The 18,984-nt window shown below is 69.8% G+C and carries 13 protein-coding genes and 1 other RNA gene; 8 read left to right on the forward strand and 6 right to left on the reverse strand.

Features of this window, described 5'->3' with window-relative positions; all coding sequences use genetic code 11:
• Positions 1–56: 56 nt before the first annotated feature.
• Positions 57–1,412 (forward strand): S1 family peptidase, encoded by a 1,356-nt coding sequence (locus ABGI63_RS08560; RefSeq protein WP_349742038.1) that lies wholly within the window; start codon positions 57–59, stop codon positions 1,410–1,412.
• Complete coding sequence (locus ABGI63_RS08565; RefSeq protein ID WP_349742039.1) at positions 1,388–2,371, forward strand: FHA domain-containing protein; 984 nt, start codon at positions 1,388–1,390, stop codon at positions 2,369–2,371. The genes ABGI63_RS08560 and ABGI63_RS08565 overlap by 25 nt, the downstream gene beginning before the upstream one ends.
• 15 nt (positions 2,372–2,386) lie before the next feature.
• Here ABGI63_RS08565 and ABGI63_RS08570 read toward each other — a convergent pair whose 3' ends face one another.
• Positions 2,387–3,247, reverse strand: a complete 861-nt coding sequence (locus tag ABGI63_RS08570; RefSeq protein WP_349742040.1) for a LysR substrate-binding domain-containing protein — start codon at positions 3,245–3,247, stop codon at positions 2,387–2,389.
• Between the two features lie 74 nt (positions 3,248–3,321).
• On the opposite strand from ABGI63_RS08570, the gene ABGI63_RS08575 reads away from it, so the two are divergent.
• Together ABGI63_RS08575 and rnpB are read left to right on the forward strand one after the other, a co-directional pair.
• A complete protein-coding gene (locus tag ABGI63_RS08575; protein ID WP_349742041.1) occupies positions 3,322–4,212 on the forward strand; it encodes a DMT family transporter in 891 nt (296 codons plus the stop codon).
• A 16-nt stretch (positions 4,213–4,228) separates the two neighbouring features.
• An RNA gene (gene rnpB, locus ABGI63_RS08580) (RNase P RNA component class A) lies at positions 4,229–4,601 on the forward strand.
• A gap of 60 nt (positions 4,602–4,661) precedes the next feature.
• On the opposite strand, the gene ABGI63_RS08585 is transcribed toward rnpB, so the two are convergent.
• Positions 4,662–5,648, reverse strand: a complete 987-nt coding sequence (locus tag ABGI63_RS08585) for a Gfo/Idh/MocA family protein (RefSeq protein ID WP_349742042.1) — start codon at positions 5,646–5,648, stop codon at positions 4,662–4,664.
• 111 nt (positions 5,649–5,759) lie between these two features.
• On the opposite strand from ABGI63_RS08585, the gene ABGI63_RS08590 reads away from it, so the two are divergent.
• Together ABGI63_RS08590 and ABGI63_RS08595 are read left to right on the forward strand one after the other, a co-directional pair.
• On the forward strand, positions 5,760–6,965 hold the full coding sequence (locus tag ABGI63_RS08590) for a multidrug effflux MFS transporter (protein WP_349742043.1): 1,206 nt from the start codon (positions 5,760–5,762) through the stop codon (positions 6,963–6,965).
• An 87-nt stretch (positions 6,966–7,052) separates the two neighbouring features.
• Entirely contained in the window at positions 7,053–8,024 is a 972-nt protein-coding gene (locus ABGI63_RS08595; RefSeq protein WP_349742044.1) for a carbonic anhydrase, read from the forward strand.
• A 3-nt stretch (positions 8,025–8,027) separates the two neighbouring features.
• Here ABGI63_RS08595 and ABGI63_RS08600 read toward each other — a convergent pair whose 3' ends face one another.
• Both ABGI63_RS08600 and ocd read right to left on the reverse strand, forming a co-directional pair.
• Complete coding sequence (locus ABGI63_RS08600; RefSeq protein ID WP_349742045.1) at positions 8,028–10,340, reverse strand: response regulator; 2,313 nt, start codon at positions 10,338–10,340, stop codon at positions 8,028–8,030.
• Between the two features lie 124 nt (positions 10,341–10,464).
• Positions 10,465–11,508 carry an ornithine cyclodeaminase gene (gene ocd / locus ABGI63_RS08605; protein ID WP_269838613.1) on the reverse strand — a complete coding sequence of 348 codons (1,044 nt, stop codon included), beginning with the start codon at positions 11,506–11,508 and terminating at the stop codon, positions 10,465–10,467.
• 139 nt (positions 11,509–11,647) lie between these two features.
• Here ocd and ABGI63_RS08610 point away from each other — a divergent pair, with 139 nt between their 5' ends.
• Both ABGI63_RS08610 and ABGI63_RS08615 read left to right on the forward strand, forming a co-directional pair.
• Entirely contained in the window at positions 11,648–12,079 is a 432-nt protein-coding gene (locus ABGI63_RS08610) for an Lrp/AsnC family transcriptional regulator (protein ID WP_137941181.1), read from the forward strand.
• A gap of 105 nt (positions 12,080–12,184) precedes the next feature.
• Positions 12,185–13,990, forward strand: a complete 1,806-nt coding sequence (locus ABGI63_RS08615) for a methyl-accepting chemotaxis protein (protein WP_349742046.1) — start codon at positions 12,185–12,187, stop codon at positions 13,988–13,990.
• Positions 13,991–14,005: 15 nt separating this feature from the next.
• On the opposite strand, the gene ABGI63_RS08620 is transcribed toward ABGI63_RS08615, so the two are convergent.
• Both ABGI63_RS08620 and cphA read right to left on the reverse strand, forming a co-directional pair.
• Entirely contained in the window at positions 14,006–16,261 is a 2,256-nt protein-coding gene (locus ABGI63_RS08620; RefSeq protein WP_349742047.1) for a putative bifunctional diguanylate cyclase/phosphodiesterase, read from the reverse strand.
• Between the two features lie 134 nt (positions 16,262–16,395).
• On the reverse strand, positions 16,396–18,975 hold the full coding sequence (gene cphA, locus ABGI63_RS08625; protein WP_349742048.1) for a cyanophycin synthetase: 2,580 nt from the start codon (positions 18,973–18,975) through the stop codon (positions 16,396–16,398).
• Positions 18,976–18,984 lie beyond the last annotated feature (9 nt).

Below are 18,984 nucleotides of genomic sequence, written 5' to 3' on the forward strand. Positions count from 1 at the left end.
CCTCCTGGCTGCAAACCGGCTAGCATGGCCGGCGACGCAACGAGGAGGGAACAGACTTGCGCAAACTCTTGATCGTGGCCGGCCTGCTGCTGCAGGTTTTGGCCCAGCCGCTGCTGGCCCAGCCGCAGCCGGCGCCCGCAGCTCCGGCGGCGGCCGCCAGCGCGCCGGCCGCGGCGGTCTCGGCCACCGCCCGGCGCATCTACGAGCGGGCCCGCGGCCAGCTGCTGCAGATCCGCACCCTGCTGAAGAACCAGGACAGCCAGGCCTCGGTCGGCTCGGGCTTCCTGGTCAGCGAGGACGGCCATGTGATCACCAACTACCATGTGATCAGCCAGGCCGCGCTGGAGCCCGAGCGCTACCGCCTGCGCTATGCCGGCACCGAAGGCCAGGCGGGCGAGCTGGAGCTGCTGGATTTCGATGTGCGGCGCGACCTGGCGTTGCTGCGCGTGGTCGGCGCCGGGCTCAAGAATGCCGGCGCGCTGCGCTTTCGCCCGCTGGACCAGCCGCTGTCCAAGGGCGACCGGATCTACTCGATGGGCAACCCGCACGACGTGGCTTTCGCTGTCGTCGAGGGCACCTACAACGGCCTGGTCGAGCGCAGCTTCGATGCGCTGATCTATTACTCGGGCAGCATCAACTCGGGCATGAGCGGCGGCCCGGTGCTGGACGAGGAGGGCCGGGTCGTCGGCATCAATGTCTCGGCGATGTTCTTCGCCCAGCAGATGAGCTTTCTGGTGCCGGCCGAGTTCGCGCTACGCCTGTTCGAGCGCAGTCGCGCCGCCAAGCCGCTGGCCGGCCCGGCCTGGCCGCGCCTGCGCGAGCAGCTGATGGCCTATCAGGACGAGCTGGTGAGCCGCTTCATCGCCCAGCCCTGGCGCGGTGCCGACCATGTGCGCTACCGTCTGCCGGTGCCGCAGGAGCAGTTCATGCGCTGCTGGGGGCGCGGCACGCCGGCCGACAGCAAGGGCCTGGACTTCCAGCGCTCGCAATGCCGGATGGAGCATGCGGTCTTCATCAATGGCGCGCTGCAGACCGGCTATCTGGACATCTCGCACGAGGCCTATGACGGCGCCAAGCTCGGCGCGCTGCGTTTTGCCAAGCAGTACTCGGGCAGCTTTCGCAACGAGAACCTGGGCCGCTCCAACAAGCAGCGCACCGCGCCGCATTGCCGCGAGGAGTTCATCCAGAAGGATGTCAAGGAGGGGCCGCCGCTGCGCGCGGTGATCTGCCTGAGCGCCTACCGCAAGCTGGCCGGCCTGCACGACCTGAGCGTGCTGGTGACCACGGTGGACGGCGCGACCGAGGGTGCGCTGGGCCGTTTCGATGCCCGCGGCATCAGCTTTGACAACGCGCTCAAGCTGAGCGCCCATTACCTCGGAGGCTTCGGATGGACGCGCGCGCAGCAGCAGTGATCGAGGTGCTGGGCCGCGACGGCCAGGTGCGCGCCACCCACAAGCTGCAGGCCTGGCCGGTCTCGATCGGCCGCTCGCCGGACTGCGACATCGTGCTGGACGACAGCCATCTGGCCGCCACCCATGCCCGGCTGAGCCTGGACGAGGCCGGTCCGCAGCTGGCCCTGCTGCCCAGTCTGAATGGCGGCCAGCTGGGCCGGCGGCGGCTGGCGGCCGGCGAGTCGGTGGCCCTGGGGGCCGGCGCGGTATTCCAGCTCGGCGCCACCCAGCTGCGCCTGCGCCGCAGCAGCGATGCGCTGGCGCCGGAGCAGCCGCTGCTGCTGGCCGCCGGTGCACCGCCGCTGCGCTGGCTGGCGGGCCTGCTGCTGCTGTGGCTGGGCGCGCTGTGGCTGGACCAGTGGAGCTCGCTGAACCCGGGCTCGCCGTGGATCGACTATGCCGCCGCCGTGCTGATGCCGCTGGGCCTGCTGCTGAGCTGGGCCGCGCTCTGGGCGCTGGTGACCCAGCTGTTCCAGCACCGCTTCCCCTTCGCCAGCCATCTGTGGCGGGCCCTGGTCGGTGTGGCGCTGATGAGTCTGGTGGGCGCGTTGCTGCCGCTGCTGGCCTATGCCTTCTCGCTGCGCCAGCTGCTGCTGCTGGACGGGCTGATCCTGCCGCTCGGGCTGGCGGGCCTTGTGTACTGGCATGGCAGCCTGGTCTGGCCGCGCGGCCGGCGTGCGCTGGCCTGGGGGGTGATGGGTTTTCTGGTCTGCTCGCAGGCCCTGCTGGTGGCCAGGCGGCTGGATCAGCAGCACTGGTTCGGTCCGCCGTACTTGAGCGCGCTGCCGCCGCCGGCGCTGCGCCTGGTCGCGCCCAAGCCGCCCGAAGCGCTGATCGATTCGCTGCGTCCGCTGGAGGCCGAGCTGGCCCGCCAGGCCAAGAAGGACGACGAGGAGCAGGCCGAGGCCGGCGAGGACTGAAGCGCGCGCGGCCTGTCAGGCCAGCGTGCGCAGCGCCAGCTCCTGCATCGCATCGGCTGCCGCCGATGTGCGCGAGGCCCGGCTGCGCAGCAGGGCCACGGCCATTGTGGGCAGCGGCGGCAGGCCCTGCTTGTCGCCGATGATCTGCAGGCCCGGCGGCACGCTGCAGCGCGTCAGCACGGCCACCGCCAGCCCGCTCTCGACCGCCGCCAGCTGGCCCGCCAGGCTGGCGCTGTGGTAGACGATGCGGTGGCCGCGCCGCCGGGCGTTCAGCGCCGCCAGTGCATCGCGGCGCGCCATGCTGCCGCTCTCGTAGACCGCCACCGGCAGCGGCTCGCGCCGCCAGGCCTCGTGCTGGGCGGCCCCGACCCAGACCAGGGGCTCGTCGAACAGATGGGTGCCGCGGCCGGGCTTGTCCTGCGAGACCAGGGCCAGATCGAGCTCGCCGCGCTGCACCTGCGGGATCAGCGCGGTCGACTGCTCGCAGACCAGCTCGATCTCGACCCCGGCATGGCGGTTCGAGAAGCTGCGCAGCAGCGGCGTCAGATAGCCGGCCGCATAGTCGTCGGGCACGCCGAAGCGCAGCCGTCCGCCCAGCTGCGGGCCGTGCAGCGCGGTCAGTGCCTCGCCATGCAGCTCCAGCATGCGGCGCGCAAAACCCAGCAGTTCCTGGCCGCTGGGGGTCAGCTCCAGATGGCGCGGGCCGCGCAGCAGCACCGGCCGGCCGACGGCCTCTTCCAGTTTCTGCAGCTGCATGCTGACGGCCGATTGCGAGCGGTGCAGCAGCGGTGCGGCGGCCGATAGCGAGCCGGCATCGACCACCGCGACGAAGGCGCGCAGCCAGTCCAGTTGCAGATCCCGCATCGCTCGCTCCATTTATTCGATAAGCGAATGGTAGCCAGCAAAACTATCCGCTTCACAGGATTTACCAGCTGGCCGAGCATCGCGGCATGCCTGCATCGACACTCGCTCCCGCACCGACGGCCTCCCGCGAAGAACGCCAGGGCCAGGCCCTGATGCTGGCCGGCGGCCTGCTGCTGGGCACGCTGGGCGTGTTTCTGGAGGAGGCCGGCCAGGATCCGCTGACCGCAGTCTGGTTCCGCTGTGCCTTCGGCGCTCTGGCCCTGCTGGTCTGGGGCCTGGCCAGCGCTCGCCTGGGCGAGCTGCGGCTGGCGCGGCGCGGCCTGCTGGCCGCCGTCGCGGCCGGCCTGCTGATGCAGGTCAACTGGGGGCTGTTCTTCGCGGCGATCGAGCGCAGCTCGATCGCGGTGGCCACCGTGGTCTTCCATGTGCAGCCGCTGCTGGTGATGGCTTTCGGCGTGCTGTTCCTGCGCGAGCCCTTCAGCCGCCGGCAGGGGGCGGCGGTGCTCATCGCGCTGCTGGGGCTGGCGCTGGCCACCGGCCTGCTGGACCAGTGGCGGGAGATCGACTCCGCCTATGGCTGGGGCCTGCTGATGTGCCTGGGCGGCTCGTTCAGCTATGCCGCCGTGACGCTGATCGCGAAATCGGTGCGCGGGGTCAGTTCCTTCGCGCTGTCCTGGTGGCAGTGCGCGGTCGGCAGCGTGGTGCTGCTGGCCTGGCCGTTGACGCAGGGCTGGCCGGCCTGGGGCGCGGCCTGGGGCTGGCTGGCCGGTCTGGGCCTGATACACACCGGCCTGGCCTATGTGCTGCTCTATGCCGGCATCAACCGGCTGCCGGCCGGCCGCATCGCATTGCTGCAGTTCGTCTATCCGGCGGCGGCGGTGCTGGTCGACTGGGCCGTCTACGGGCGCGCCTTGAGCCCGTTGCAGCTGCTGGGCGTCGCGATGATGGCGGCCGCGATCGCGAGCCTGAAGCGATGAACGATAATGCGGCCGTGAAGCAAGCCAGACCGCCGCTGGCCCGATCAGGGAAACCTGGGGCTGGAGGAAGGTCCGGACTGCAAAGAGCGGCGTAGCAGCTAACGGCTGTCCGGCGTGAGCCGAGGATCAGAGCAACAGAGACGAGTCGATCAAACGTGCGGGGTGCTAAGCCCGCGGGACCATGAGCGCAGCCCATGGGATCGGGTGAAACGGGCAATCTCTACGCGCAGCAACACCAAGTAGGCCAGTATCGAGGCGGCTCGCTGAGCTGGCGGGTAGGTGGCACCGAGCCGGGCAGTGATGCCCGGCCCAGAGGAATGGCGGTCACAGGACCCGGCCCGCAAGGGTCAGGTCTTGCACAGAATCCGGCCTATCGGCTTGCTTCACTCTTATTTTGATTGGCGTGACAGACCGACCGAGCGAAGCGAGTAGCTCTGTCACCCACTGACTTAGCGGGTTGTCAGCAGCGCCTCGATGGTCTGCTGCACCGCGAGCGCCTCGGCATAGCCGGGCAGGCTGTGCGAGCGGCCCTCGATCAGCGCCACCCATTGATCCAGTTGGTCGGCCTGGCTGCTGGCCCGCAGCGCGTCGGACGAACCCAGTGGTTGCCAGCCCTCGCTGCGGCGCTGCTGGGTCACACCGAACCATTCGCGCAGCTCGACCTCGCCCTCGCTGGCACGCCACAGCATGCGGTTGTGGTCGGGCACCGGCACATCGCTGGCCACCCGGGCGGCGATGCGGATGGGCACGCCGGTCGCGTCTAGCCGGGCGTTCAAGGCGGTCTCGGCGCGGTGGCCGTCGGCGGGGTAGTCGACCTGGCTGTCCAGCACCTCGGCATGGCCCAGCACGCGCTGCAGCACGAAGACGAAGTGCGACAGCACCTCGCGCGTGAAGCCGCCTTCCTCGCGTTCGGCCAGCCAGGCACCTGCACCGGCCTGCCAGGGACGCGGCCAGGCGGCGAAGGCCACCTCGAGTTCGACCGAGCTCAGCGGGCCCAGCGGCAGCCGGGAGGCTGCGCCGAAGGCCAGCTGCAGCGCGCCCAGGCCCGGCGCCGAGGCCAGCGAGAAATTCACCGCAGCGCGCTGCTTCTCGCGGGCGATGCGGGCGATGAGCTCCTGCGCGGCGGGGAAGTCCACCGTCAGCGGCTTCTCGCAGAACACCGCCAGGCCGGCATCGAAGGCCAGATGCGACAGGCTCATGTGCGCGGCGGGCGGTGTCGCGATATAGAGGCTGTGCAGGCCGGGTGTGGCGATCAGCTGCTCTGCACTGGCCGCAGCCTGTAGCTGCGGGTAGCTGGCCAGGGTCTGGGCCACGGCCGCCGGATTGGCATCCCAGACCCAGGCGGCGCGCAGCCGCTGGTGGGTGGCCAGGCGGGCCAGCATGCGCTGGCCCATCACGCCCAGGCCGATGATGCCGATGTTCAAGGGTTCCGTCATTGTTCCGTCATGCCATAGCCACAGGAGTGCCGAGTTTAGAGGGCGCCGCTACACTGCGGCACTGCCCATCAGACCTGCCGACCGAGCGGGCGTGTAGCGCACAAAACCCCGATGAATCCCGATGCCAGCACCCTTTGGCGCGCACCGCGCTGGGCTCTTGCCGTCCTGCTGGCCTGTCTGGGCATGGTGGGGCCGTTCTCGATCGACACCTATCTGCCGGCCTTCTCCGGCATCGCGCAGGCGCTGAATGCGACGCCGGTCGAGATGCAGCAGACCCTGTCCAGCTATCTGCTGGGCTTTGCGGTGATGAATCTGTTCCATGGCGCGCTGTCCGACAGCTTCGGCCGCCGCCCGGTGGTGCTGTGGGGCATGGTGGTGTTCACCCTGGCCTCGCTGGGCTGCGCGCTGGCCGGCACGATAGGCCAGCTGGTGTTCTGGCGCACCGTGCAGGGCATGTCCGCCGGTGCCGGCGTGGTGGTCTCGCGGGCCATCATCCGCGATATGTTCCCGCCCTCGGAGGCGCAGCGGGTGATGTCCCAGGTGACCATCTTCTTCGGCATCGCGCCGGCGATCGCGCCGATGGTGGGCGGCTTCCTGTTTGTCCATGCCGACTGGCACTCGATCTTCTGGTTCCTGGTGCTGATCGGCGCGGCCCTGGTGGTGGCGAACTGGCGGTTGCTGCCCGAGACCCTGCATCAGGACCAGAAGCAGCCCTTCCATGTCGGCTCGCTGATGCGCGGCTACCGGCAGATGTGCACCAACCGGCGCTTTCTGCTCCTGGCCCTGGCTAGCGGCATCCCGTTCAACGGCATGTTTCTCTATGTGCTGGCGGCCCCGGTCTTTCTCGGCGAGCACCTGCATCTGGCGCCGACCCAGTTCTTCTGGTTCTTCTGCTTCTCGATCGGCGGCATCATGGGCGGGGCCTGGATGAGCGGCCGGCTGGCCGGCAAGATCAAGCCGCGCCACCAGATCCGCCATGGCTTCGTCATCATGCTGCTGGTCTCGGTGCTGAACGTGACCCTGAACCTGCTGCTGGAGCCCAGCCCCTTCTGGGCGCTGCCGGTGATTGCGGTCTTTGCCTTCGGCTGGGCGCTGATGGTGCCGGTCGTGACGCTGATGGTGCTGGACCAGGCGCCGGACCGGCGCGGTATGGCCTCCTCGCTGCAGGCCTGCATCGGCAGCGCGGCCAATGGCCTGGTGGCCGGTGTCGTCGTGCCGCTGGTGATGCACTCGACCGTGGCGCTGGCGCTGGCCTCGATGTGCATGATGGGCATAGGCCTGGTGGCCTGGATCAAGGTCAAGCCGCAGATGTATTGAGGCCCCTGGGGGCGCAGGCTCAAGACTGACGCCGCTCGGCCGATGATGACGGGGTGGGGGGCCGCATGGGCGGCGCCGGAAGAAATCATGTTGTCATCGATACGGGCGCTTGCGCCCGGCCATGCCTGTCTGTTGATGCTGCTGTTCGTCGCCTCGGCCGCTGTTGCCCAGGGCCGGCCGGCGGCCATGAGCACCAGCAAACCGCCGAAGCCGCCCGTGGCAGCGGCCGTGGTTGAGCCGGCCGCCGGCGATGAGTCGGCAGACGTGCTGCGCCAGCGACTGGCCGAGCGCCTGACTTCGAAGACCGAGCCCATCGCCCCGCCCAAGGCACGCAGCCGGATCGATGAACGCGGCAGGCCCGCGCCGGCCAAGCCGGCCGCGCAGGTCCACTGGGCTTATGGCGGCGAGGGCGCGCCCGAGCATTGGGGCGGGCTCAAGCCCGAGTACCGCCTCTGCACCATCGGCACCCGCCAGAGCCCGATCGACATCCGCGAGGGCATCCGGGTCGACCTGGAGCCCATCCAGTTCGACTACAAGCCCAGCGGCTTCGCGGTGCTGGACACCGGCCACACGGTGCAGGTCAATATCGCGCCGGGCAACTTCCTGCAGGTGATGGGGCGGCGCTTCGAGCTGCAGCAGTTCCATTTCCACCGGCCCAGCGAGGAGCGCATCAACGGCCGCCAGTTCGATATGGTGGCCCATCTGGTGCACAAGGACGCCGAGGGCCGGCTGGCGGTGCTGGCCGTGCTGCTGGAGCGCGGCCCCATCCATCAGCCGCTGGTGCAGACCGTCTGGAACAATCTGCCACTGGAAAAACACGAGGCGCAGCCGGGGCCCGGCACGCTGGATCTGCTGCAGCTGCTGCCCGAGGACCGGGCCTACTACACCTATATGGGCTCGCTGACGACGCCGCCCTGCAGCGAGGGCGTGCTGTGGATGGTGATGCGCCAGCCGGTGCGGCTGTCGGGCGAGCAGATCGAGATCTTTGCCAAGCTCTACCCGATGAATGCCCGTCCGCTGCAGAAGGATTCGGGCCGGCTGATCAAGCAGAGCCGCTAGCCCTCAGTTCGTCGGTGTGGCCTGCTTGCTGAGCCACAGCCGCAAGGTGGCGAACAGCTGCTCGGCCACCACCGGCTTGGCCACATGGTCGTTCATGCCGGCGTCCAGGCAGCGCTGGCGCTCCTCGGCAAAGGCATTGGCCGTCATCGCCAGGATGGGCAGATCGCGGCCACGGGCGCTGCGGCGTATCGTGCGGGTCGCGTCCAGCCCGTCCATCACAGGCATCTGCACATCCATCAGCACCAGCGCATAGTCCTGCCGCTCCACCATGTCCACCGCCTGCTGGCCGTCCTCGGCCACATCGACCTGCAGGCCGGCGCTGGACAGCAGGGCCACCGCGACCTCCTGATTGACCGCGTTGTCCTCGGCCAGCAGCACGCGGGCGCCGGCAAAGGACTTCTGCAGTTCCTGCGCCACCTGGTTGCGGCTCAGCGGCAGCGGCAGCCGGGCCCGGCCCTCGAACTTCTCGACCAACACGGTGAACCAGAACAGGCTGCCGGCGCCCGGCGCGCTTTCGACCCCGACCTCGCCATGCATCAGCCGGGCCAGGCGCCGGCAGATCGCCAGGCCCAGGCCGGTGCCGCCATAGCGGCGTGTGGTCGAGCTGTCGGCCTGCTCGAAATCCTGGAACAGGCGTTGCTGCACATCCTCGGCGATGCCGATGCCGCTGTCGCGCACCTCGAAGCGCAGCTGCACCGAGTTGCCGGACTCCTGGGCCACCTTGGCGCTCAGGCGCACAAAGCCCTGGTCGGTGAACTTGACCGCATTGCCGGCGAAGTTCAGCAGCACCTCGGCGATGCGCTGCGCATCGCCGAGCAGCGGGCGGGCCGCCAGCGCCGGGTCGAGCTCAAGCTCGACCTTCAGCCGCTTCTCGGCCGCGCGCTGCGCCAGCATGCTGGAAATGCCGTCCATCACCTGGCCGACCGTGAACTCGGCGCGGTCCAGCTGCAGCTTGCCGGCCTCGATCTTGGAGAAGTCCAGCACATTGTTGATGACGCTCAGCAGATGCTCGGCGGCGTCAGCCACCTTGCGCAGCCGCTCCTGCTGCTCGGGCTCGACGACATCGCGCCGCACCAGATAGGTCAGGCCGATGATGGCATTCATCGGCGTGCGGATCTCGTGGCTCATATTGGCCAGGAAGGCGCTCTTGGCCAGGCTGGCGGCCTGGGCGGCCTGGGTGGCCTCGGCCAGCTCGGCGGTGCGCGCCTGCACCAGCTCTTCCAGATGATGGCGGTAGCGTTCCAGCTCCAGCGCATCGCGGCGCTGACGCGAGATATCGGTCAGGAAGCCGTGCCAGAGCACGCCGGAGCCGTCCTGGCCTTCCTCGCGCTGGGCGATTGCATTGCCGTAGAGCCAGCGCTCGCTGCCGTCGGGGTGGTGGGTGCGGAATTCCTGCTGCCAGGGTGTCAGATGACGGGCCGAGGCGAGCAGCGAGTCCATCACCGGCTTGCGGTCCTCGGCATGGAGCTGGCCGAACCAGGCGCTGGCGTCCTCGGCCAGCTCGTTGGCGCTGAGGCGGAAGTAGTCCTTGACCGCCTCGCTGACATAGGCGAACGCGAACTCGCCGTTGCCGCGCAGGCGCAGCTGGTAGACCACGCCCGGCACGGTCTCGGCCATGCCACGCAGCCGGTTGATCAGGTCGCGCTGCGACTCAAACTGCTGCTGCAGCGCGTCGCGCATATGTTCCAGATGACCGCCCAGGCGGCCGATCTCATCATCGCGCTCGCGCTTGAGCCGGGCCGCGAAACGCCCGGCCGCCAGATCGTTGGCGAAGCCGCCGAGCTCGCGCAGCGGCCGCATCACGCGGGAGTTCAAGAGCGCCAGGATCAGGGCCAGCGAGATCAGCAGCTGGCCACCGACGGTGGCGCCGTACAGCCAGCGCTGGCGCGCCAGTGCGGCGCTGGCCAGATGGTCATCCAGCTCGATCTGGATATGACCGATGCGGGCATTGCCGCGATAGATCTCGCGTTCGCCCTGGTAGAGCTGGCCTTTCTGGCGCTCCGGGAAGCGCATCTCGATGAAGGGCACGCCTTGCGAGGCATCGCTGACCCGCACCCGCACCACCTCGGGTGACTTCATGATGGCCGACACCACCTCGCGGGCGGCCACCGCGTCCAGGTTCCACAGCAGCTCGGGCAGGCTGGAGGCCAGCACATCGAGCTTGGCCTGCAGCTCGCGCTGCTGGATCTGCTCGGCCTGCTGCGGTTCGCGCAGGCCGATCAGGATGCCACCGATGATCAGCGCCGGCAGCAGCAGGCCGATGCTGGCGCCCGTTGCAATGGCGACAAACAGCGAGCTGGAAGCTTTGCGGCTCAATATGACCTCGGACACGTCCTGTGCAGGGATGCGTCCGACTGTAACCCCGGCTCAGGCCCACGAAAGCCGGATCTGTGCCGGCAAAGCGCTACAAACTGCACGTCGGCCGCAGCCGGTACCCGGTTCAGGCGGCGCGCCTGAGCTGGGCACGTCCGCCCCGGGTGTGGCGGAACAGGTCCTTGGGATCGTCGGCAGGCGGCACCAGCTCGACCTCCTGGCCGATGCCGAGCTCCTGGGCCAGGCGGTAGACCAGGCGCAGCGCCGTGTAGTCCTCCAGCGCGAAGCCCACCGAGTCGAACACCGTCACCTGCTCGCGACTCTGGCGCCCTTCGGCGCTGCCCGCCAGCACGCGCCACAGATCGACCACCGGATGGTCGGCCGGCAGCTGCTGGATATCGCCCTCGATGCGGGTCTGCGGCTCGTACTCGACGAAGATGCGCGCCGCGCGCAGCACATCGGCATGCAGCTCGGTCTTGCCGGGGCAGTCGCCGCCGACGCCATTGATGTGCATGCCGGGCTCGATCATCTCGGGGCTGATGATGGTGGCGCGGGTCTTGTCGGCCGTCACCGTCGTGACGATGTCGGCACCGCGCACCGCCTCGGCCACCGAGGCCGCCCGGCGGACCTTCAGCGCCGGGAAGGCGGCCAGATTGCGCTCCAGCTTGGCGGTGGCGGCCGGGTCGATGTCATAGGCGACGATCTCGCTGATGCCCAGCTGGGTGTGGAAGGCCAGGGCCTGGAACTCGCTTTGCGCGCCGTTGCCGATCAGGGCCATGCGGCGCGAGTCGGGCCGGGCCAGCGCCTTGGCGGCCATCGCCGAGGTGGCGGCGGTGCGCAGCGCCGTGGTCAGTGTCAGCTCGGACAGCAGCAGCGGATAGCCGCTGGCCACATCGGCCAGCACGCCGAAGGCCATCACCGTGTACATGCCGCGGCTGGTGTTGACCGGGTGGCCGTTGACATATTTGAAGGCATAGCGATGGGCATCGGCCACCGGCATCAGCTCGATCACGCCCTGGGCGGAATGGCTGGCCACGCGGGCCGATTTGTCGAAATCCTCCCAGCGCAGAAAGTCTTCGCGCAAGGCCTCGCTGAGCTCGGCCATCAGCGCGGCGACGCCACGTCGTTGCAACAGCTGGGTCAGGGCGGGTACGTCTACAAAGCGTGTCATCGAAAGTCTCCGGGCGCGGGCTGGCGTTCTTGCTGGCCGCTTTGCGCAAATTCTGAAGAGGAGTGCAGCTAACGAAAAGATGGCAAAGCGACCAATTTGTCTGGTTTGCTAGACAAAGTGTCAGGATAAACTTGGCGTTATGGCCAATATCGACGACACCGACCGCGAGTTGATCGCCCTGCTGCGCGACAACGCCCGCCTGCCCGTCGTCGCCCTGGCCCGCCAGCTGCGGGTGGCGCGGGCGACGGTGCAGAACCGCATCGCCCGGCTGGAGCGCGAGGGGGTGATCGTCGGCTACAGCGTGCGCCTGCGGCCCGCCGCCGAGGCCCAGCGCATCCGCGCGCTGATGAGCATCGCGGTCGAGGGCAACCGCGCCGCCGAGGTGCTGCGCGAGCTGCGCGGCCATCCCAATGTGGCGGCGCTGCACAGCACCAACGGGCGCTGGGATCTGGTCGCCGAGCTGCGCTCCGACACCTTGGAGGAGTTCGACCGGGTGCTCAGCGGCGTGCGCCTGATCGAGGGCATTGCGCACACCGAGACCAGCATCCTCTTGTCCACGCACAAGGTCTGAAGGCGGGGCGCGTGACCGAGTTCACGCGCAGACTGGTGTTTACCCTTGGTTCCGGGTGTGGGTCTGCCTACACTCGTGCGCTTTGCGCCCAGCCCCCGGAGCCCCATGCTGAAAACCATCAAAAGCCGCCTGATCGCGATCTGCATCCTGATCGTGATCGCCGCCATCGGCGTGGCGACCCTGGCCAGTTATCTGAGCGTCAGCGGCCATGCCCAGCGCCAGGTGCTGGCTCAGCTGAACGATCTGGGCGAGGCCCATGCCGGCACGATGGGAGCCTGGGTCAAGGCGCAGAAGGACATCGTCACCGCGCTGACGCCGGCGGCCGATCTGGACAGCCCCCAGCCCATGCTGGAGCAGGCGCTGAAGTCCGGCCGCCTGGACCTGGCCTATCTGGGCAGCGCCGACAAGCGCATGGTCTCGGTGCCGGATCGCCAGCGCCCGGCCGAGTACGACCCGACCGCGCGTCCCTGGTACAAGCTGGCCGAGGCCAGCGACGCGGCGGTGATCACAGCGCCCTATATCGCCTCGTCGAGCAAGAAGCTGGTGGTCAGCTTCGCGATGGCCATCAAGGCCGGCGGCAGCACCCGTGCGGTGGCCGGCACCGATGTGGCGCTGGACGATGTGATCGCGACCCTGAAGTCGATCAAGCCGACGCCCAGCGGCTTTGCCTTCCTGGTCGAGCCGGGCGGCAAGATCGTCGCCCACCCGGATGCCGCGCTGACGCTCAAGCCGGTGGCCGAGCTGTCGGCCGCGCTGAGCCCGGCCCTGCTGGCCCGCGCTGCCGGCGCCGAGCTGGTCGAGGCCGAGATCGGCGCGCAGGACTTCTTTCTGAAGGCCACCCGCGTGCCCGGCACCGACTGGACCCTGGTGACCGCCGCCGAGCGCGGCGAGGCGCTGGCCGCGCTGAGCGATCTGCTGGCCACCGCCGGTGTGGCCCTGGTCGCGGTGGCGGTGATCGCGGCGCTGCTGTCGGCGCTGGCCATCGGCGTGATGCTCAAGGGCCTGGCCGGCGTGCGCGATGCGATGGACGAGATCGGCTCCGGCAATGGCGACCTGACCCAGCGTCTGCTCGCCCGCGGTGAGGACGAGATCGCCGACATCGCCCGCTCCTTCAATCTCTTTGTCGCCAAGATCGACACGGTGATGCGCGAGGTGCGCGCCACCAGCGAAGACATGGCGGTGGCGGCGCGCCAGATCGCCTCGGGCAACCAGGACCTGAGCCAGCGCACCGAGGAGACCGCCAGCAATCTGCAGCAGACCGCCAGCTCGATGGAGGAGCTGACCAGCACCGTGCGCCACAGCGCCGATGCCGCCGCCAGCGCCAACCAGCTGGCCGCCACCGCCTCGGGCGTGGCCCAGCGCGGCGGCGCCGTGGTGGGCCAGGTGGTCAGCACGATGGAGCAGATCAACAGCGCCAGCCGCCGCATCGCCGACATCATCGGCACCATCGACGGCATCGCCTTCCAGACCAATATCCTGGCGCTGAATGCGGCGGTCGAGGCGGCGCGCGCCGGCGAACAGGGCCGCGGCTTCGCGGTCGTGGCCAGCGAGGTGCGGGCGCTGGCGCAGCGCTCGGCCGGCGCGGCGCGCGAGATCAAGACCCTGATCGGCGCCAGCGTCGAGCAGGTCGAGGCCGGCTCGCGCCTGGTCAGCGAGGCCGGCGGCACGATGGGCGAGATCGTCGCCAGCGTCGGCCAGGTCACGTCCATCATGGCCGAGATCAGCGGCGCGACGCGCGAGCAGAGCCAGGGCATCGAGCAGGTCAACACCGCCGTCGCCCAGCTCGACCAGATGACGCAGCAGAACGCCTCCCTGGTCGAGGAGTCCGCCGCCGCGGCCGAGAGCCTGAAGGAGCAGGCCAACAAACTGGCCGAGATCGTCGCGGCCTTCAAGGTCAGCGCGGCGGCCTGAGCCACCGCACCCGGCTCAGCTCAGCGCCGGCTCCGGCTGGCGTGCCAGCCAGTCGCCCGCTGCGGCGGCCGACAGCGGTTTGCTGAACAGAAAACCCTGCAGCTCGTTGCAGCCGGCGGCGCGCGCGGCCTCGGCCTGGGCCTGGGTCTCGATGCCCTCGGCCACCACCTTGAGGTCCAGCACGGCGGCCAGCTGGCAGATCGCCCGCACCACCGCGCTGGCGGTGCGCTGCGGCATCGGCTCGATCAGGCTGCGGTCGATCTTGACCGCGTCCAGCGGCATGCTGCGCAGCAGGTTCAGCGAGGAAAAGCCGGTGCCGAAGTCGTCCAGTGCGACCTTGATGCCCAGCTCGTTGAGCCGGCTGATGCGCTCGCGGGCCTGGTCGGCGTCGCGCACAGCGGCGGTCTCGGTGATCTCCAAGGTCAGCAGCGCGGCCGGCAGCTCAAAGGCCTGCAAGGTGCGGGCGACAAAGGCCGGGAAGCTCGGGTCGTGCAGCTGCAGCGGCGAGACATTGACGGCCACCGGCAGCACCAGCCGGCCATCGGCGCGCCAATCGCTGAGCTGGCGGCAGGCCTGCTGCAGCAGCATCGCGCCCAGCGGCACGATCAGGCCGGTGCGCTCGGCCGCCGGAATGAAGTCGGCCGGGCTGACCACGCCATGGCCGGGCCGGTGCCAGCGCACCAGGGCCTCGAAGCTCAGCAGCGCGCCACCGGCGGCGGCGATCTTGGGTTGGTAGACCAGCTCGAACTCGGCATTCTTCAGCCCGGCGCGCATCGCCTGCTCGGCCAGCATGGTCGCGCTGGCGCTGCGCTTGGGGCTGGCCTCGGCCCAGCGTTCGGCGCTGCCGGGTTCCTGCTTGGCCTCGTGCATCGCGGCGCTGGCCTCGCGCAGCAGGCCCTCGGGGTCGCCGGCGGTGTGCGGGAAGCGGGCCACGCCGATCGAGGCGTCGATATAGATCTCGCGAGCGTCGACCGCGAAGGGACGCGCCAGCCGCGCGCGCAGGCGCCGTGTCAGCTCGTGCAGCAGGGCCGGCTCGGCGCCGGCCGTGACCAGCAGCGCGAACTCGTCCTCGCCCAGATGCATGGTCTGGGCCTGCGGCGTGAACTCGGCCTGCAGCAGCGCGCCGAACGCGCGCAGCAGCGCATCGCCGGTGGCATGGCCATAGGCCTCGTTGAGCAGCGTGAAGCGGTCCAGGTCCAGCCAGATCAGGCCGAAGGGGCGACCCTCGGCGCACAGCTCGCGCAGGCGTTGCTGCAGCGCGCTGCGATTGGGCAGGCCGGTGACCGGGTCGTGGGTGGCCTGGTGTAGCAGGGCCTGGGTGGCGTTGTAGCGCTCGGTGTCGTCGCTGATCACCAGATGCTCGGCCGGCCCGTCGGCCCAGTCGATGCGCCAGGACGAGAACATCAGTCGCATCAGGCTGCCGTCGCTGCGCCGGCGCTCGCCTTCCCAGTGCGCATGGGGCAGCTCGCCGCTGATGATGGCGCGGCGGCGCTGCAGAGCCGCCGCACGCAGGCTTGCCGGCTGCTGCTGCTGGTAGCGCTTGAATTCGGCCAGGCTGGCGACGCCGTAGAGCTCGAGCAGGGCCGCGTTGGCATAGAGCGGCTCGTCCTCGCGGGCCACCAGCACGCCCTGGTGCGAATGCTCGGTCATGTAATGCAGCTGGGTGCGCAGGCCGCGCGACTCCAGGCTGCTGCGCCGCAGCGCCGCATGCAGCAGGCTGATGCCCAGCAGCATGCGCAGCGCCGCGCCGATGCTGGACTGCAGGCCCAGGGCGGCCTCGCCGCCGAACGCGAAATTGAACTGGTTCAGGCCGATCAGCACCAGGCTCAGGCCGGCCAGGCGCTCGGCCTTGCCATGCGGCCAGAGCCAGCGCAATGCGGCCAGGCCCAGCAAGGTGTTCATCGTGGCGCCGCAGCCCTGGGCCACCGCGATGCTCTGGTCCAGCAGTGCGCCGAGCAGGCCCAGCAGGCCCAGCCCCAGCAGCGCAGCCTGCCGCCAGCTCAGCGGGCGGCCGACCAGGTCGCGCAGACCGGCCACCATCATCAGCATGCTCAGCGCGCCCGACGCCGCGAGGCCGAGGCCGCCGAGGCTGTGGGTCAGGCCCTCGCCCTGGCGCCATAGCAGATAGGCCGGCGTGGCCAGGCCCTGGGCCAGAAAGCTGGCGCCCAGCAGCCGGTTGAAGCCCTGACTGCGTTCACGCGACCAGGCCAGCCACAGCGCGAGGCCGAGTATCAGATTGACCGAGAGGTTGAACGCGAGCGCGTAGATCACGAAGGGCAGGGGCGCTTGCGCTGGGCAAGCGACAGGTCGCGAAGATGCTTACATCTTAGGCCGGGGCCAAGCGGCCCCGGCCGGCCAAACTGCGCATTTGTGCCGCCTCTGGCGTCCTCCAAAGGGGGGCTCGTTCAGCCGGCGCTGATGCGCTGGCTCAGATGGGCCAGCGCCTCCTCGACCTGATCGACCAGCACCAGGCACAGGTCGCCCGGCTGCAAGCGCGCCAGCGCGGTGTCGATCGCGACGAACTCGCCGCGGATCTCCTGCACATGGCGGGTGCGGGTCGCGCCCTCCAGGCCCTGGCGCAGCAGCGTCAGCACCTCGCCGTCCTCGCGGCCGCGCTGGCAGGCGTCCTGGAACAGCAGCACCTCGTCGAAGGCCTGGCCGAGGATCTGGGTCTGAGCGCGGATGTCCTCGTCGCGACGGTCGCCGGCGCCGCTGATCACGACCGAGCGGGTCTTGGCCGGCAGCGCGTCGACGGCCGCCACCAGCGCGCGCATCGCGTCGGCGTTGTGGCCGTAGTCGGCCACCACGGTGGCGCCGCGATAGTCCATCACATTGAAGCGCCCCGGCACATTGTCGGCATCGTTGCTGAAGCTGGCGACGCCGCGCCGTATCGTGTCCCAGTCCAGGCCGACGCCCCAGCCCGCCGCCACGGCCGCCATCGCGTTCTCGACCTGGAAGGGGATGGTGCCGCCGCGGGTGAAGGGGATGTCGCGCAGCGGCAGGGTCTCGCGCCAGGAGCCCTGGGCCGCGACCAGCTGGTCGCCGTCCAGATAGACGCAGCGCTTGCCCTGGGCACGGTGCGTGGCCATCAGCGGGTGATGGCGGTCGGCCGCGAAGAAGATGATCTGGCCCGGGCAGACCGGGGCCATCGCGGCCACCACCGGGTCGGCCGCGTTCAGCACCGCATAGCCGCCGGGCGCGACGTTCTGCACGATCACGCGCTTGACCAGGGCCAGTTCCTCGACGGTGTTGAGGAAGTTCATGCCCAGGTGGTCGCCCTCGCCGAGATTGGTGACCACCGCCACCTGGCAGCGGTCGAAGCCCAGGCCCTCGCGCAGCACGCCGCCGCGCGCGGTCTCGAACACCGCCGCCTCGACGTCCGGATGCATCAGCACATTGCGGGCGCTCTTCGGGCCCGAGCAGTCGCCGCTGTCGATCTGGCGGCCGTCGACATAGACGCCGTCGGTATTGGTCATGCCGACCTTCAGCCCGCAGGTCGCGAACAGATGGGCGATCAGCCGCGTCACCGTGGTCTTGCCATTGGTGCCGGTGACGGCGACCACCGGGATGCGGCCGTCCTCGCTCTTGTGGCCATGGCCGTAGAGGTGGGCGATGATGGCCTCGCCGACCGGGCGGCCCTTGCCGTAGCTGGGGCTCAGATGCATGCGCAGGCCCGGCGCGGCATTGACCTCGACGACGCCGCCGCTCTGCTCCTCCAGCGGCTGCAGCACGCTCTCGGCCACCACATCGACGCCGCAGACATGCAGGCCGACCACCTGGGCCGCCGCCACCGCGCGCGCCGCCACCTCGGGATGCACGTCATCGGTGACATCGGTGGCGGTGCCGCCGGTCGACAGATTGGCGTTGTTGCGCAGGATCACGCGGCGGCCCTTGTCGGGCACCGACTCGGGGGTCAGGTCTTGCAGGGCCAGGCGTGCGACGGCGATGTCGTCGAAGCGGATCTTGGTCAGCGAGGTGGCATGGCCGTCGCCGCGCTTGGGGTCGGCATTGACCTTGTCGACCAGCTGCTTGACGGTCAGCACCCCGTCGCCGATCACATGCGGCGGGTCGCGGCGCGCGGCGGCGATCAGCTTGTCGCCGATCACCAGCAGGCGGTAGTCGCTGCCGGGCAGGAATTTCTCGACCATCACCTGGCCGATCTCGTCGGCGGCCTTGTAGGCGATTTCCATATGCTCGCGGCTGGCCACATTGACGGTGACGCCCTTGCCCTGGTTGCCGTCCTGGGGCTTGACCACCACCGGCAGCCCGACCTCCAGCGCGGCGGCCCAGGCGTCGTCGACGCTGTCGACCGGGCGGCCGATCGGCACCGGCACGCCGGCCGACTGCAGCAGGCGCTTGCTGAGGTCCTTGTCCTGCGCGATCGATTCGGAGACGGCACTGGTCGCGTCGACCTCGGCGGCCCAGATGCGGCGCTGCTTGGCGCCCCAGCCGAACTGCACCAGGCTGCCCTGGGTCAGGCGGCGGTAGGGAATGCCACGGACCACCGCCGCATCGACGATGGAGCCGGTCGACGGGCCCAGGCGCACGTCCTCGTCGAGCTCGCGCAGCTGGGCCAGCGTCGCGTCGATGTCAAAGCCGGTGTTGGCCAGCGCGGCCTGCAGCAGCCGGACGGCGGCGTCAAAGGCCAGGCGGCCGACATCCTCCTCGCTGTACTCGACCACCACCTGGTAGGTGCCGGGCTCGCCGGTGGCATGGGTGTGGCTGAAGGTCACCGGGCAGCCGGCCTGGGCCTGCAGCGCCAGCGCCGCCTGCTCCAGCAGCTGGGCCAGCGGCAGCGGCAGCTCGGGCGCGCCGCGCGAGCGCAGCGCGCCGATACCGGGGAACAGGGCGCGCAGGCGCGCCTCGAAGCCGGCCTGGTCAGCGATCTGCCGTTCGGCGTCGCCGCAGCTGACCACGGCTTCGATGGCCGTGTGACGGCTCCACATATTCGGGCCGCGCAGGGCGCGGATGCGAGAGACTTCCATAGGGGGCTT

This window comes from Roseateles cavernae (assembly GCF_040187885.1).
GTDB lineage: Bacteria > Pseudomonadota > Gammaproteobacteria > Burkholderiales > Burkholderiaceae_C > Roseateles_E > Roseateles_E cavernae.

Bases quoted from the DNA above. Each gene is read 5' to 3' on its own strand.
- ABGI63_RS08565 (WP_349742039.1), top strand. From the start codon at position 1,388: ATGGACGCGCGCGCAGCAGCAGTGATCGAGGTGCTGGGCCGCGACGGC.
- ABGI63_RS08570 (WP_349742040.1), bottom strand. From the start codon at position 3,247: ATGGAGCGAGCGATGCGGGATCTGCAACTGGACTGGCTGCGCGCCTTC.
- ABGI63_RS08575 (WP_349742041.1), top strand. From the start codon at position 3,322: ATGCCTGCATCGACACTCGCTCCCGCACCGACGGCCTCCCGCGAAGAA.
- ABGI63_RS08585 (WP_349742042.1), bottom strand. From the start codon at position 5,648: ATGACGGAACCCTTGAACATCGGCATCATCGGCCTGGGCGTGATGGGC.
- ABGI63_RS08590 (WP_349742043.1), top strand. From the start codon at position 5,760: ATGAATCCCGATGCCAGCACCCTTTGGCGCGCACCGCGCTGGGCTCTT.
- ABGI63_RS08595 (WP_349742044.1), top strand. From the start codon at position 7,053: ATGTTGTCATCGATACGGGCGCTTGCGCCCGGCCATGCCTGTCTGTTG.
- ocd (WP_269838613.1), bottom strand. From the start codon at position 11,508: ATGACACGCTTTGTAGACGTACCCGCCCTGACCCAGCTGTTGCAACGA.
- ABGI63_RS08610 (WP_137941181.1), top strand. From the start codon at position 11,648: ATGGCCAATATCGACGACACCGACCGCGAGTTGATCGCCCTGCTGCGC.
- ABGI63_RS08615 (WP_349742046.1), top strand. From the start codon at position 12,185: ATGCTGAAAACCATCAAAAGCCGCCTGATCGCGATCTGCATCCTGATC.
- cphA (WP_349742048.1), bottom strand. From the start codon at position 18,975: ATGGAAGTCTCTCGCATCCGCGCCCTGCGCGGCCCGAATATGTGGAGC.